We start from the raw sequence: 14,013 nt of genomic DNA, 5'->3' as shown, positions 1-14,013 counted from the left end.
CTTACTCTTCAAATATGCATCAATACCTTTAAACGAGAGCCTGCAATATGAGTTCTAATTCAAGTAAAGGTAAGCCACATACTAAGGTATTATGAAGGTCAAAAAGGAGATCGGATCTTTTCTAAATTTTAAATATCTAACATCACCTCCACTTTACTGAAATCTACACTTTTAAAAGTTACATCCGCTCCATCCAGCAATAGCTCATCAAACACGCCAACTATTGATAATGAGCTTGAGGATCTGATCCCTACCCATGAAATGAGAAACAAAAAAGCCAGCCTTAAAAGGCTGGCAAGTAGAGCAACAAGGTCAGTGCTTACTGCTAACTAACACCGAACTCGTATTGGATTCATTTTCGTCTGTTAGTCTCTTTTATCGGCGTTTATGACTTGCTTGCTTTCTCTTTGTGGCACGTTACCTTTACTAACTGTTCTTGCTCATCTTTAATGTTTTTCACGATACGCTCATCACGTGCGTGAATGGCATCCATGTTCATTTGCTGAATATCTGCTATAGCTTCATGTTTCATTTCAGAAAAGTCCTGACGTAAATCTGAGCTCCACTCCTCTTTGTCTAAAGTGTTAGCAGCAGCGATTGGTGATGACATTACAGCAATAAGACTTAGAGTAGATAGAAATACGCTTTTCATAATAAGCTCCTTGAGGATTAGCAGTTAATTTTAATTACAATTCATATATTGCACATATGATGCCAACTTTTATTTTGTTATTTTTCAACAACTTAAATAAAAACTCATATTCAACGTTATCTTCGTCTGGTAAATTTCGCTAACCAAGTGTCAAATTAACCATGCGAATTTAAAACATTAGAAACATATATATTAGAAATGCTTTGTCAGGCAGTTTTCTCATCAGATAATTACGTAACTGCCCACTAAAAAATCACTTTGAATCAAAATGCGGAAACAAAAAAGCAGCCCGAAGGCTGCTCCTAATCGTTAACATCAAGCTTGTTAACTCGATACGCTTGCTTCAACGCTCGACGTCACTGGCGACTTTCTGAAACGATTAATCAAACGATGGATAAACCTCTTAATCGATCTGAAAATATTTTTAATATCTTCAAGCATTAAATACAAACAAGGCACCAACACTAAAGTCAGAACCGTTGCGTACAACACCGCAAAGCCCAAAGCGACAGCCATCGGTATGACAAAACGCGCCTGCAAACTCGTTTCAAACATTATCGGCAATACACCCGCAAACGTCGTTATTGAGGTGAGCGTGATAGCTCGAAAACGAGCACAACCCGCCTCAACAACCGCTTGTTTGATGTTCATACCCTTTTCTCTCACTTGGTTTACGTAATCTGTCATAACCAGAGAGTCGTTGATAACCACGCCAGCAGCGGCGATCAAACCAAATGTCGACATCATACTGATGTCTAAACCTAGCCAGAAATGGCCCCAAATCGCCCCCGTCAGACTAAACGGAATGACGGACATTACAATCAAAGGTTGGGTATAACTTTTTAACGGTACAGCTAACAAGATGTAGACGATGATCATGCCTGCAATAAAGAACAAAATCTGTTCATTACGCTGCGCAGCCTGCTCTTCAATATCACCACCCAATTCTGTTTTCACACTCGAGAACGCTTGCTTCATATCCGGTAAGATATTGTCGTCAATGACCTTCACGATTTCTTGAGGTTCAACCAATTCTTCGTCTATCGAACCATAGACATAAACGGTTTGATACCCGCCTTCACGTCGAATGCTACTCACGCCCGGCTGCTCGTTGATCTTCACCACATCACCTAGCATGACCTTCTTACCTGCTGGTGTGGTAATCACAGCGTAACGCAATGATGAGAATGCTTCACGCGTCAATTGCGGGTAACGCACCATAACTTTAATTTCTTCACCATCACGAATAATGCGCTGTGCTTCGCCACCATAAAAGCTGCCACCAACTTGCTCTGCGATCATGGTGAGATCCAGACCGAGATCGTACGCTACAGGCGCAAGAGACAGGAGTACTTCTTTGCTTCCAGAATCAATAGAAGATGAAATATCATATAACCCTTCTTCCTGCTGTAAACGCTCTATCAAGTAACGCCCAGCCTCGTTGAGCTCATTGATGTTAGAACCAAACAACAAGTAACCAAACTCATCTCTGTCACCACCACCCGCACTCTGCTCACGGATTTTGATGCTCTTCATACCTGGAATAACAGGCATAGCTTCACGCCAACGTCGAGCCAGTTCAAATGTATTGAACGGGCGTAACTCTTCATCAACCAGAGGTACTAATACACGACCTTCGGTGCGGCTTCTGTTGTACGACAGCACATCACGAATCATTCCTTGACCATGTTCTGCAATGGTCTCAGATTCGATCTTTTGCATGACACGTTCAATAGTCTTGAGTGCACTGATTGTCTGCTCACTTGAAACGGTATCATTCATTTCAATAGTGATCGCAGGATAGTCAGTCGGCACTTTAGGGTTAGGGATCACCCGAACATAATTCGCGTTGATCAAAGCCGCGCTGATCAGCAGTAAACCACAGAACACCGCAAACACTGTCCAGCGCCAATGGGTGCATGTTGTTACAAAGTTCCGATATGGACCATTTACAAAACCAAAAAAACGTTGGTTAAATCGGTCACGCCAACCACCTGGTTTAACTGGCTTAAAATGAGTATGCGCAAGGTGTGCAGGAAGGATCAGCTTCGATTCAATCAAACTGAAGATCAAACAAAGAATCACGACCCCCGCGATACCATAAAAGAAGGCACTATCAATACCGCTAGACAACAAGAAAGGGGCAAACACAGCAATTGTGGTTAACACACCGAAAGTGGCTGGTGTGGCAACACGTTTTACACCACGAACCACGTTTTCGACGCCACCGCCTTTTTCTTCAATTTCGCTGTAAGCGCTCTCTCCCATCACGATGGCGTCATCAACTACAATACCGAGCACCATAATGAAGGCAAAAAGAGACACGATGTTTACCGTGATCCCTAATGCAGGCATCATCATTACGGCACCGAGAAAACAGACAGGTAGCCCAATCATTACCCACATAGCCAAGCGGAAACGTAGGAAAATGGTCAGCATAATCGCGACTAATGCAGCGCCTTGCAGCAAGTTTTTCAACATCATGTCGAGACGCCCATTTAAATAATAAGTCGTATCAACTAAGACTTTGAGCTTAACATCCTGCGGTAATGTCTTGTTTTTTGCTTCAATATAATTACGAACGGACTGTGCAACAGGGATAATGTTCTGGTCACGAGTTGCTTCAACAGACATGTAGATCGCATTCTGACCTGAGTATTCAAAGTAGCGCTCTTCTTCCGTAAAGCCATCTTTTATTGTGGCAATATCTTGCAACAGAACCTTTGCACCATTTGCGCCAAGCTTTACAGGAATATTTCTAAACTCATCACCACGGTAGTATTGGTTTTCAATCCTTACTGCAATCATCCCTGAGTTTGTTTTTACTTCGCCCGCAGAAAAGTTGGCTGAGTAACGGCTGATCGCGCTGCTGATATCGCTCAACGTCAGGTCGTATTTACGAAGAACAAGTGGGTCAACTTCAATCGCTATTTCTTCTTCTGGCGCACTCAGATACACCAGCATGACGTTTTCTAACTGAAGTAATTCATCTTCGATTTGCTTAGCAATCGGTTTAAGCTCCTCGAGCGGTCGGTCCCCGACTAATCCCATTTCGATTACATCTTGGCGCCATTCAACTTGGTAAACATTGATTGGTTCCATACCCGCTGGTAAGTTAGACAAGGTATCAATACGTTGATTTACATCATCTAAGACACGCTTGATATCGGCATTAACGTCTACCTCGATAGAAACATACGCGCTACCTCTAGAGGCCGTTGAGACTGCTTTTTTAATCCCGGTGACGTCTTTAATCGATTCCTCGACCTTAACGAGAATACTCTCTTCTATCTCTTGAGGAGAAGCGCCAGGATAAGTCGCACGAACATCAATGTAGTTCACCTCAATATTTGGAAACATCTGCCTTTGAATAAAGAGAAAGCTCACCACACCCATGATAATGATGAACACCATCAAAAGGTTGGCAGCGACGGGGTTATTCGCAAAATAGGCAATTAAGCCCTTTTGTTTAGTATCTTCCATGACAAACTCCTACTTACTGTACGACGGTTTCGGAGTCGTCACTCTTTTTTGCGATTTGTACCGCCATGCCTTTTTGAGGGTACTCGGGCAAGGTCAGTACCAACTTATCACTTTGCTCTAAACCTTCGCCCACCAGCAAAAACTCACCTTCTGCTCTCAAAACCGTGACAGTTCTGGGTTGAAGTTGATTATCGCCATTCACTACCCACACGGTACGATTTTTTACTAATTCCTGTGGCAAGCGGTAGATATGCTTAAGTTCCTTACCAGTGAAGCTCACTTCAACGTAGGAGCCGAATTTAATTGGAGGCTGCTGGTTATCGACACCGTATGGGTCCGCGATTTGAATGACCATGTTAATCATTCGGGTAGCGCTATCAATCATGCCTAAATCACGAACTACTCGACCTTCTCTAGTGGTAGAAAACACACCTTGCTGCGTCACTGTCGCAGTGAGTTCACCAATGGATTCGGGTAAAAATGCACTATCAAAACCGGCAATGGGTACGTGCACCTCTGCCACTTCGATGTTGTTTAACGTGGCAACTCGAGAACCAGATGTAACAAATTGACCAACACCAATATCACGCTCAACAACCAGCGCATCGTAAGGTGCAACGACTTTGCAATTTTCTAACTCTCTTTTTGCTCGTTTGAGTGCCGCTTGAGCCGACTTCACTTGGGCTTGTGCGCTCAAAACGTGAGGTTTGCGTAAATACAGATCCGTCACTTGCTTATCGCTCAGTCTCTTGGCCTGACGTTTTGCCACTTCGGCTTTCGCTTGTTCCTCAATCAAGTTTGCGCGTGCACTAGCTAAATCGGCTTCAGCTTGTAAAACCGACGCTTCGTAATTGTCACTTTCAATTGTGAAAAGAACCTCTCCTCGTTTTACGATGCCACCCGTCACAAAATTCGGGTGCCAACTCGTAACTTCACCACTAACTTGCGCGGAAAGGTGTGTTTTTTCAAAAGGGACTAATTCACCGTGACTGGTAATCACCACTTTGTGATCGGTAGGAAAAAGAGAAGAAGCCTGAACAGTAGGTTCTGTAATTGCATCTTTGGTTGACTCTTTTTCCGGCGCAGTTGCGGCAATTGCAGCATATCCTGCATAAGAGCCTCCAACGACGACGAAGGGTAAAAGCCAACGTAATATGGGTTTTGCTAACATCGAAAATCCTTTTTTATTGTTGTTTTCAACACCACACTTTTATTCAGTCCATTGCTCCCGGTAAGCATGGTGGTGAGAGAATTGAATTTGAATAAACATCAAAGCGGCGCTTGCCTAGTCTTTTAAGCAGCGAACTAGATAGTTATTGCCAATTCAAAGTTAATAAAATTAACAAAAAATTAACCAACTGCGCAAGTTGCTCTGACTTAACTTGTATTCTAAATAGCAAATGACATGCCAAGCATTTATTTATTAAAAATCATATGGTTATATAAAAACCATTATTTTATCCAGTGTGCTATTGGTCATAATCACCAGATATTAGTGATTATGACCAATACGGCCATAATGATAATTAAAATAAATGATTATCTGCGCTCTAAAAGTTGAACTTAGTGCAGGCTCTATGGCAATTCATTGATTAATCGCTCGTTATCAAACGGTTCTGGGTGCATGTGGCGTCAGCTTAAGTCTATAATTTGGAGTAGGTAACACTCTGTAAGACAAGGAAATGTGCTTTGTTACAAACACTCGCCAAGTTGCTCTTCCCCTCGCTGCTCACTCTTTTATCGGCATGCTCATCCGTATCGTTGAATGACGCCAGTGAAAAGTCCACCAGCTTTCAGCTCGGTTATCAAAAGGATTCTGTTCTTGCGCAGTACTTTGACGCTTACGGGAGAGACCCTAAGTCCATAACTGGCTTTGCACCGTTAAATCAGGGACACGATGCCCTTCTTGCTCGAACCTCTTTGATCGAGTCCGCCCAGAAAAGCCTTGATCTTCAATACTATATTTACCGTGGTGACGAAACGAGTCAGCTAATAACGTGGCGCTTGTATGAAGCGGCAAAGCGTGGTGTTCGAGTAAGGCTGTTGCTTGACGATATGCAAAAGCGAAACGACGATGTGATGGCTGCCCTCAATGCACATCCTAATATAGAAATCCGCTTATTTAACCCGCATCAGTATCGCGACTCCCGTTGGTTCGCTCTTGCTAGCGATTTTGAACGCCTTAATCGTCGTATGCACAATAAGTCTCTGATTGCAGACAGTGTTTCCGCTATAGTCGGTGGTAGAAATATCGGCAATGAATACTTCTCTTTTGAATCGCAAGTTGAGTTTGGTGATTTTGATCTTCTGCTCTATGGTGAGGCGGTACAACAAACTGCCGATCAGTTCGACCTCTACTGGAATAGCGCCTATGCGATACCAATGGAATGGATTACACCGAATTCACAGCAAATTACCGACCAAGCGATTCAAAAGCAGGTCAATAAACTCCGGTTAGAGGAAAAGTTTTCAACCGGCCGCTATGACTTCACACAACTGGATATGTACCAAGATCTAAAACAAGGCAAACTCAAGCTCTACTGGGGAGAAGCGAAAGTATGGTTTGATCTGCCCGATAAAGTCGCAACCCGAGAGAGCCAACTTATTGATAATTTGTCGGAACTGGTTAAAAGTGTTGAGGATTCATTTGTGCTCATCTCTCCCTATTTCGTTCCAACTGAAGTAGGTACTCAAGCATTAAGTAACGCGGCCAAGCGAGGCGTTGATATCACGATTGTGACCAATAGCCTCGCGTCTAACGATGTGTTTGCCGTGCATGGTTGGTACGCAAAATATCGAAAAGAATTACTCGAAGCTGGAATAAAGCTTTGGGAAGTAAAAGCGAGCGCGAAACTCAAAAGTAAGTGGAGCCTCACGGGGAGTAGCAGAGCAAGTTTACACGCTAAAGCAATGACGATTGATAACAAAACACTTTTCGTTGGTTCGATGAACTGGGACCCACGTTCGGCCGCTTTGAATACCGAAATGGCCGTTGTTATCGAACAGCCAGAATATGTGCAAATGTTTCTAGAACAACTGCCGAGTCAACTGTCGAGTAACGCCTATGCCTTAACTCTGCGCGACGGGGACATTGTCTGGACCGACGTAAAAACAGGCGAAGAATACAAGTCCGAACCAGAAGCAGGAGTATGGCGAAAAATGGGTGCTTGGTTCTCCGGAATATTACCAATTGAAGATCAGCTATAACAGTTGCCAATACTGCAAACCTACCCAGTAAAGCGAAACAAAATGGACGCTAGTTTTGGGGCTGGGGGGCACAACCAACATAAGGAAGCTCAATGCCAGCGCAATGGAATGAATACTATCAGAAAATTTTAAGCCAACCTCACCGCCCAAGCGTGGAAAATGCCGTAAATCGACTTAAGATAGAAGGCAAAGTCGCTCTTGATATTGGCTGCGGAATAGGTCGAGACAGCCACTTTCTCCTCGAAAAGGGATTTAAGGTTCACGCATGTGATAGCAATGAAGATGCAGTAAAAACTTGTTTAACACGCTTTGAAGGTAACAAACGATTTTCGGTTTCGCAGTGCTGTTTTACTGAGTTTAATTATCCTCAGTGCAGCTTGGTTATCGCAAATGCCAGTTTGTTCTTTTGCCCTGACAAAGGCTTCAAACAAGTCTGGACAAAAATAGACAGCGTATTACAACCGAGCGGTATCTTCTGCGGCGATTTCTTGGGAGTGAAAGACTCCTGGGTGACCTCCGAAATGCATCCAAACATTACCGCATTAACGAAAAAGGAAGTGGAAAGCTTATTCGAAGGTTACGACCTCATTTCATTGCATGAAAGAGATGAAGACGGGACCACTGTAGTCGGAAGCCAAAAACATTGGCACATGTTTAGTGTGACCGCTCGAAAGCGCTAAAAATGGTCTCTCGATAAAGAAAGCAGCACTTCAAATCAGTGCTGCTATCAGAGATTAATTGACGGGATACACCACTTCAAAACGCTCTAAAACCAGCGTACGTTTCTCATGCCAATCGATGTTCAACTCATCGCATTCAGCTTTAAAAAATGCAGTATGAGCATCACGCCACCAGTTTAAGGTTCTATCACCTTCGCCTTCTGCGAAGGCAAACTCTGCGGTTACATCCTCATATTTGCATGTACTTACGTCAGTAATTCGTATCACGCAAACCGGGTCCCCATCCCAATTCGTCACTACTTGTAAATGACCGACTTGGGGCATGGTTTCACCATGTTCTCGATACCAAAGCTCCAAACTGCACGATGCAGTTTTCTGTCCAATACGAACCAAATCTGCGCATACATTCGCGTTGTATTCGTCGGCACAATAATAGTCAGCACTGACTGATGGTACAGCTTCCCTTTGTTCTGGTGATAATAATTCTAGGAATTGTTCTAAGTAATCCTTAGCTCGCGCGTCCATGCTCACTCCATTAATCATAAATTCGCAAGGAGGATAAAAGATATCACAACAAATAACCACCAGGAACAAACTGAAAAACAACAAGAATATGACTTCTACGAAGACGACTGTTATTTCTTTTGTAATAACTTTGCTAAACGTTTGTGCTATTTGCTATTGTTGCATGGTCTATCTGTACTCTTCTCGTGAAAGGACGTTATATGCGCTTATTTATTGGTATTTTTTTCTCGCTGATACTTGCCTTGCCAACAATGGCATCGGAGGAAAAGTATTCAGAATCGGATCTGTTAGATAGACCATTAATGGAACGCTATATTTTAGATGAACTAAAAGCGCTGCGTCAGGACTATCAAAGCCTAGAAAAGCGAATGATCACAGAGATCACCGATCGCGAGCTAACGGTCGCAGATAAATCGTTGAACTATGCCAACGTGACCGTTACATACTTCTTCTACATCATTGCTGGTGTCGCATCGCTGATTGCCTTTGTCGGATGGCAATCTCTGCGCGAGTTTAAACACAACACCAAAGAGATGGCTGATAAACGATTGGAGAAGATCGCCCAAGAATATGAGAAAAAGTTTGTCGCCCTTGAGCGAGATTTAAAACGCAAAACTCGCATTATCAGCGAAAACAACAAAGAGATTGAGAAAATCAACGAGATCCATAACTTATGGCTACGTGCACAAAGCTCTCAAACTCCAGAACAACGTATTGAAATCTATGATGAAATCTTATTAATTCGTCCAGGTGATTTAGAAGCGTTGACTTACAAAGCCGACGCAGCGATGGAAATCAACGAATACCATTGGGCACTTAGCATTTGTAACCGCGTACTTGAAGTCGATTACACCAACGGCCCTGCATTGTATCAACGCGCGTGTGCATACTCTCGCCTTGGTATCGAAGAGCAAGCTATTGAAGACTTGGAACGCGCAATTGAATACAGCCCATCCATTCGTGATTTACTTGCCGAAGAACGAGACCTCGAATTGCTGCACGGTAATGAGCGTTTTGAAAAGCTCTTACATCTAGCAAGCGAATAATGGAATAAACAGCATGAGCAGCCACTTTAATCTAGAAGACGCTAGCCAAGTATTGGTTGGTGCTTTTGCCCTAGCAGTCCCGATCTCATTTTCGGAGGAAGCGTGGCGATTGGGTGAGAGCCTACCAATGGCAAACTTGCTCATGCTGTTAAGTCTTTCTGTCATTTTCCTCAGTTTTTTCGCGTATCAAAGCGTGTTTCAAAGCCACATCAAGAATCGCGTATCCATCTTTATTTTTCGTGTGGTTATCGCGTACCTCATTGCGGCCGTTGTGGTAGCGTTAGTTCTTTTCTGTCTTGATAAACTGCCACTCATGAATGAGCCTTTGGTTGCGATAAAGCGCGTTATCGTCATCACAATGCCTGCTTCGATGGGCGCGATCGTAGTCGACAGTTTCGACAAAGAATAGAGATAATCGCTACTCTTCTTCTAACGTTAAGTTCGACCCCGAGTGGTCTTTCCCTAATACATCTTCTGGGTTTCGCAGTGCACAGGTTTCTAACGACAAGCACCCGCAGCCAATGCATCCGCCTAAATCGTTTTGCAACGCTTTAAGTTTTTGAATCTTTTGTTCTAACTGTTCATGCCAATGGCTTGCCATTTCTTCCCATTGCGCTTTGTTAGGGGCTTGGTGTTTCGGCAGTTCATCTAACGCATGTTTAATTTCTTCTAACGACAACCCAACTTGCTGCGCTGCTTTGATCACCGCAACACGGCGCAACACACTGCGATGGTAGCGACGCTGATTACCTTGATTTCTCCAACTCGAAATCAGCCCTTTTTGCTCGTAAAAATGTAGGGCAGATACTTTCACTCCAGAACGTTTTGCCACTTCTCCTACGCTGATTTCCATCCTTGACTCCCTGTGTATCAATTTTGTTAAAAAAATGCTTTACCTCAAGTTTACTTGAGGTTTTAAAGTTGCACCATCTTAATTAACGCTAAACCCCGGCGATCTCAAGATAATGTGTTCAGCGCGAACGACTTGGTTGTTAAACACAAGACAGTTGGACATCAACCTTTTGAAATCCATCGGGAGTTAGAGGCAAACATAATGAAAAATAAAACTCAGCCGTACTTAGCTGGCCGCTTCTTCGACAGTATCTCCTCTGGCTTGTTCATGATGGCACTGCCATGGGTCATGCTTTCCGAACCTAACATGGGTACATTCGTCGCTTTAGTTTCTCTGAGCTGCACCGCGATTGCTTTTCTAGCAACGCCTTTCTTTTCCACTTTAATTGACCGACATTCACGCAAAGTACTACTCGTGCTCAATCAATGGATTCAATCGGGTATGGCTTTGGTGGTGTTCATTGCTTATTGGTTAGGGTTTGAGTCACACTGGTTGCTGGCTTTTGCGCAATTGGTGTATTGGGTTTCGAGTAATTTTGCATGGACGACCAACAATGCCTTCACCCAAGAAAATTATCAGCACCATGAGTATGCGAAAATTTCGGGTCAGCAAGAAATTGTAATGCAATCCACGACCCTCGGAGCTGGCGCGTTGGGTATTGTTTTGCTTGAAATGTGGGGTATGAAAGAGTTTGCTTTGTTTGCGGCCAGCGCCTCTGCGTTAGCAGCGATGTTCTATATTCTGACGCCTTATACCCAACAATTAAGGGCATCAAAATCCGTTGCTTTCATCGCGCAACTCAAAGAGAGCAAACAAATATTCCGTCTCGAACCCCGATTTTATGGCTTTATTCTGCTCTCTTGCCTCTCTTATCCTGCATTGACGTATTTGAGCAAACTGGTGCCGATTTGGTTTTCTGAACAAGGCATCTCTGGCGATTGGTTTGCAGGGTTCAACATCAGTTTTGGCCTCGGCTCGTTGCTAACCGGCTTTATTGTCACCAAAGTGCTAAGCCGTGCCTCCCATAGCCACATTATGTTCGCTTCGATGGTTATGGTCTCTTTTGCGCTTATCGGGATGAGTTTTGCGATGAGCCCGCTGACCATCTTATTGTTTACGGCGCTGTTTGGCGTATTTAACGCGCTAAATCGCATTGCGAGAGTCAACTGGATGCATCACACCGTAGCGGTTCATCAACGAGGTCGCGTCGATGGCGGCATCAGCATGTTTGCCACCACCATTCAATCTCTCAGTTACGTCCTGATTGCAATATTGAGTCATTACGAACTAACACAATACGGTTTTGCAATCGCGGCTGCTGTCATGGTGTTAGCAGTGATTTTGATGGGATTACTCAGTCGAGACGTCGAGCCGTTTAACGACCTACCCCTTCATGCAGCAGCAAAGTGAAGCATAGAAATTGAGAAGTTGAGAAATTGAAAAAGCGAGATAGGAAGGCAACCAACATCGTCTTCCTATTTTTTACGCCAGCACTTTTACCTCTATCGCTTATCAGCAAGGTTGGGTATTCTGAGGTGACCAACATGAGCAGAGGGAAATCGCAGTGAACTTAAGGCAATTAGAAGTCTTTTACGCCATTATGCAAGCAGGAACGGTGTCAGGCGCGGCTCGCTTACTGCACGTTTCCCAACCTAATGTCACTCGAGTTCTCGCCCATACAGAACAACAACTGAGCTTCGCTTTATTTGAGCGTGTAAAGGGCCGTCTCGTTCCAACTCAAGAAGCCAAAGCCTTATTGCCAGAGGCTGAAAAAGTCTATCAACAACTCGGACAATTTCGCTCTCTGACCAACAAAGTCAAACAGGGAACTCAACATTTACGAGTCGGTGCTCCGCCTGTTTTGGCCGCACACTTGTTAGCGCCGACTGTCGCGTTGCTGTCGAAAGAGCACGGCATCTCCTTTGAGCTCTCAACGGCTAATCGCGATGAGCTGTGCTCAGGTTTACTGAAACATGAACTGGATGTCACCATTGCGTTCGGTGAAGAAACGCCACCAGCGATCATGGGACACATGTTATTAAAAGAAAACTTGGCGCTAATTGCCCCTAAAAGCGCAGCGATACCCACAGAAAAAACCGTCACTTTAGAAGAACTCATCAGTCACGATTTACCCATTATCGGTTTAGATAGCCGAGACCCTCTGGGCTTGCTGTTACATCAAACCTTGTCAGCGCGTGACGAGCATTATCAACATGCCATTACCGTCCGCAGCTACTCCGCGGCGGCTGAACTGGTGAAAAACGAAGCAGGATTCGCGATTGTAGACCCTTGGACTGCAAAACAATATCGCCAAGATAATGCCGTTTCCGTGCATGCTTTGGAGCCAAATATGTCCTTCTCCGTCTCTATTTTATTCGCAGAGCACACACCTCAATCCATTGCGACAAAGCAATTTATCACCGCCCTAAAACAACAGATGGGTTAAAGGTATAACCTGAAGTTATACCTGCCTAACAAATAAGCATTCGGTTTCCTAAATCAGTCTGGCTACATTAATGAGCAATAACGATGACGAAGGGAACCATCATGCAAATTGCTCAACCTTACCTACTCTTTCTTGGCGATGTAACCGATCCACTCGCAGCAAAAACCGCGCGTGGCATATACCAATGGCGACCTGAGATTTGTCTTGGCCAAATCCGCCTGACGCCAGAAACCGTATCGCTTGGTTTAACCGACATGACACTACAACAAGCGCAGCAGCAAGGAGCAAAAACGCTGGTGCTCGGCACGGCAAATCCAGGAGGCGTCATTCCCGAAGCTTGGCAAGCAACCTTACTTGAAGCAGCAGAAATGGGATTTGAAATTGCATCGGGCATGCACCAACGTTTGGCGGAATTTGCTCCTCTTGCCGATCTAGAACAACGCGGATTAACCAAACTGTATGATGTTCGCCATTATGATGCCCCGCTCAAGGTCGGCAATGGCAAAGCTCGCGCAGGCAAGCGAGTACTTACTGTAGGAACAGATTGCTCCGTTGGCAAAATGTACTCTGCCCTCGCCATTGAACACGCATTAAAGCGTAAAAACTGTCGCGCAGAGTTCAAAGCAACAGGTCAAACCGGAATTCTCATCGCAGGCTGTGGCATTTCAATTGATGCCGTAGTTGCCGATTTTATCTCCGGCGCAGTAGAAGCGATCAGCCCCGACTTCACTGACCACGATTGGGACATCATCGAAGGGCAAGGTTCGTTATTTAACCCTTCGTTTGCTGGCGTAAGTTTGGGCTTACTTCACGGCGCACAAGCGGACGCTCTGGTACTGTGCCATGAGATTGGTCGTCCGCACATCCGCAACTTACCACATGCGAGCTTGCCAACCATTGAACAAACGATAGAAGCGAATCTGGCCGCTGCTCGCCTAACAAATTCTAAAGCTCAATTAGTGGGTATTTGCTTAAACACTTCGGCGATCAGCGAAGAAGATGCGGCACAGTTATGCCAGGATTGGAGCGACAAATATCAGGTGCCCGTCACCGACCCTGTGCGTTTTGGCGTTGATGCGGTTGCAGATAAGATCCTTACGATTTAGGAAACATTTACGGTT

12 protein-coding genes are annotated in these 14,013 nt (G+C 44.4%); 7 read left to right on the top strand and 5 right to left on the bottom strand.

What is annotated here, in order from left to right; genetic code table 11:
- Positions 1–385: 385 nt before the first annotated feature.
- The 3 genes from R8N46_RS04890 to R8N46_RS04880 form a co-directional block, all read right to left on the bottom strand.
- Positions 386–652 carry a hypothetical protein gene (locus R8N46_RS04890; protein ID WP_005373876.1) on the bottom strand — a complete coding sequence of 89 codons (267 nt, stop codon included), beginning with the start codon at positions 650–652 and terminating at the stop codon, positions 386–388.
- Between the two features lie 324 nt (positions 653–976).
- A complete protein-coding gene (locus R8N46_RS04885) occupies positions 977–4,135 on the bottom strand; it encodes an efflux RND transporter permease subunit (RefSeq protein ID WP_115386496.1) in 3,159 nt (1,052 codons plus the stop codon).
- Positions 4,136–4,148: 13 nt separating this feature from the next.
- Positions 4,149–5,306 (bottom strand): efflux RND transporter periplasmic adaptor subunit, encoded by a 1,158-nt coding sequence (locus R8N46_RS04880; protein ID WP_005387110.1) that lies wholly within the window; start codon positions 5,304–5,306, stop codon positions 4,149–4,151.
- A 518-nt stretch (positions 5,307–5,824) separates the two neighbouring features.
- Here R8N46_RS04880 and R8N46_RS04875 point away from each other — a divergent pair.
- Positions 5,825–7,342 carry a phospholipase D family protein gene (locus R8N46_RS04875; RefSeq protein ID WP_115386495.1) on the top strand — a complete coding sequence of 506 codons (1,518 nt, stop codon included), beginning with the start codon at positions 5,825–5,827 and terminating at the stop codon, positions 7,340–7,342.
- A 92-nt stretch (positions 7,343–7,434) separates the two neighbouring features.
- Positions 7,435–8,022, top strand: coding sequence for a class I SAM-dependent methyltransferase (locus R8N46_RS04870; protein WP_213972250.1), 588 nt, complete (start codon positions 7,435–7,437; stop codon positions 8,020–8,022).
- Positions 8,023–8,076: 54 nt separating this feature from the next.
- Here the strand turns inward: R8N46_RS04870 and R8N46_RS04865 are convergent, their stop codons facing one another.
- Entirely contained in the window at positions 8,077–8,547 is a 471-nt protein-coding gene (locus R8N46_RS04865) for an ASCH domain-containing protein (RefSeq protein WP_005373887.1), read from the bottom strand.
- Between the two features lie 200 nt (positions 8,548–8,747).
- Between R8N46_RS04865 and R8N46_RS04860 the strand changes: the two genes are divergently transcribed.
- Both R8N46_RS04860 and R8N46_RS04855 read left to right on the top strand, forming a co-directional pair.
- Positions 8,748–9,593 carry a tetratricopeptide repeat protein gene (locus tag R8N46_RS04860; protein WP_005373890.1) on the top strand — a complete coding sequence of 282 codons (846 nt, stop codon included), beginning with the start codon at positions 8,748–8,750 and terminating at the stop codon, positions 9,591–9,593.
- Positions 9,594–9,606: 13 nt separating this feature from the next.
- Entirely contained in the window at positions 9,607–10,002 is a 396-nt protein-coding gene (locus R8N46_RS04855; protein ID WP_005373896.1) for a DUF2391 family protein, read from the top strand.
- Between the two features lie 9 nt (positions 10,003–10,011).
- Here the strand turns inward: R8N46_RS04855 and soxR are convergent, their stop codons facing one another.
- Positions 10,012–10,446, bottom strand: a complete 435-nt coding sequence (gene soxR / locus R8N46_RS04850; protein WP_005373898.1) for a redox-sensitive transcriptional activator SoxR — start codon at positions 10,444–10,446, stop codon at positions 10,012–10,014.
- A gap of 201 nt (positions 10,447–10,647) precedes the next feature.
- On the opposite strand from soxR, the gene R8N46_RS04845 reads away from it, so the two are divergent.
- From R8N46_RS04845 to dgcN, 3 genes are all read left to right on the top strand, one after another.
- Positions 10,648–11,856: an MFS transporter gene (locus R8N46_RS04845; protein WP_005373900.1), complete on the top strand. Its 1,209-nt coding sequence runs from the start codon at positions 10,648–10,650 to the stop codon at positions 11,854–11,856.
- A 154-nt stretch (positions 11,857–12,010) separates the two neighbouring features.
- Complete coding sequence (locus R8N46_RS04840; RefSeq protein ID WP_115386493.1) at positions 12,011–12,892, top strand: LysR family transcriptional regulator; 882 nt, start codon at positions 12,011–12,013, stop codon at positions 12,890–12,892.
- Positions 12,893–12,993: 101 nt separating this feature from the next.
- The gene (gene dgcN / locus R8N46_RS04835; RefSeq protein WP_029838754.1) at positions 12,994–13,998 is read left to right on the top strand and encodes an N-acetyltransferase DgcN; all 1,005 of its coding nucleotides are present in this window, start codon (positions 12,994–12,996) and stop codon (positions 13,996–13,998) included.
- Positions 13,999–14,013: the final 15 nt, after the last annotated feature.

This window comes from Vibrio sp. 1874, assembly GCF_033344395.1.
In the GTDB taxonomy this organism is placed as follows: Bacteria; Pseudomonadota; Gammaproteobacteria; order Enterobacterales; family Vibrionaceae; genus Vibrio; species Vibrio alginolyticus.
The sequence above is the reverse complement of the archived record's forward strand: the minus strand, read 5'-3'. Positions and strand labels throughout refer to the sequence as shown.